1 protein-coding gene is annotated in these 1544 nt (G+C 46.9%); it reads left to right on the top strand.

Translation table 11 applies throughout. The features are described 5' to 3' along the window. Positions 1–132: 132 nt before the first annotated feature. Positions 133–1544: choice-of-anchor Q domain-containing protein (locus HWQ67_RS18200; protein WP_218254113.1), on the top strand; the 1412-nt coding region annotated here is incomplete at its 3' end.

Here is a 1544-nt window from a genome sequence, read left to right as displayed (position 1 = left end):
AGGAATAAATGGTCTATCTCAGGGACCACCCTGACCGTCACTAAGGAAGATGACAGCACGGCGGCCTGGACCTCGGCTTTGACCACCAGCGCCAGCGCCGAACCGATCACCGCCTCTGACCCGGCCTAAACGATGGCGACTTATTATGCCTCTCCGACGGGAGCGTATGATGCACCAGGCACCTACGCTAATCCTTGGAATGTGGCACGAGTTGATTATGCTGCTCAAAATACTCTTAATCCTGGCGATACGGTCATTTTCAAGACTGGAACTTATACCTATGCTGGAGCTGATTATGGTTACATGATTCAGCCCAAACGGGCTGGGGCGAGCGGCAATCCTATTGTTTATGCTTCCGAAGTAATACATGGTTCTATTATAGACGGAAATGCCAGCGGGGACCATTACCATGTCACTAATTCCCAGAGTCAACCCCTGGCGACGCATGGGGCACATTCGGTGTTCATGCTCTGGTATGCCAATTATCTTAGATTTGAAGGATTAGTAGTCAGAAAAGGGTTATGGGGCGGGATTGCCTGCAATGTGATACCAGGCTCAAATTATATTACAATCTATCGTTGTATTGTGCATGACATCGGCCAACGGTATGAATACAAGGACTATTATGGCATCTCAGGGATTTTTTGCGGTCAACAAATACATGACTGGACTTTGGACTCCAATACAATTTACAACTGCGGAAGATTAAACACCGAAACAACCGGATTCTTAGACGGCGGTTATTGGATGGGAAGCACATACTTTCCTGAATGGTCTTTAGGGCATAACTGGTATCACGACCACGGGTTTTATGCTTGCGGGTTGAGGCATTATGTCGTCAACAATGTATTTTATAATTGTGTTCATGGCTGGTCTATTAGTGTATCTCCTGAAAATCATGCAAACGATGGCCCGGATTGGCGGATTGTCAACAATACCTTTGACGGCACCAACCCCACTACTCCTGGCAATATTGGTTGCAATAATCCTGAACGCATGACCAATATGCTGGTTAGCAACAATATATTTTATCAACCGACAACCTCCATGATTCATTTTATTTATGGTTATGGTTGGGCGTCCAACATGATAATCAGGAATAATCTGGCGACCTGTTCGTCTACATATTCTATTTCCAATGTGCCCCCCACTCCTGGTCCCGGTACAATAGTGGACAACATATTGAATGTTAGCCCGTCTGCTTTTTTTGTTGATGCAGCTACACATGACTACCATCTCGCGGGTACTTCCCCGGCCATTAGTGCGGCATACGGACCGGATGCACCGGATTATGACTTGAATCAGGTGGAAAGGCCCATAGGAGAAGATGACTCCGGGGCCTACGAATATGAAGGAGGATTTTTCATGGCAACTTATGTGAAGTTTCAGGATTTCGTGGAGCAGCTTTGTAAGGGGGTGCATCAATTACATGCAGCTGGACACACCCTTAATGTTTACCTGACTAATACCACTCCCAACGTATCAACCCATGCGGTTAAGGCAGATTTGGCCGGCATCACGGAGCAAAATGGTTATGCCGCGGC

The organism is Candidatus Magnetobacterium casense, assembly GCF_019173545.1.
Classification (GTDB): Bacteria; Nitrospirota; Thermodesulfovibrionia; order Thermodesulfovibrionales; family Magnetobacteriaceae; genus Magnetobacterium; species Magnetobacterium cryptolimnobacter.
This window is presented reverse-complemented; position numbering and strand designations above follow the sequence as displayed.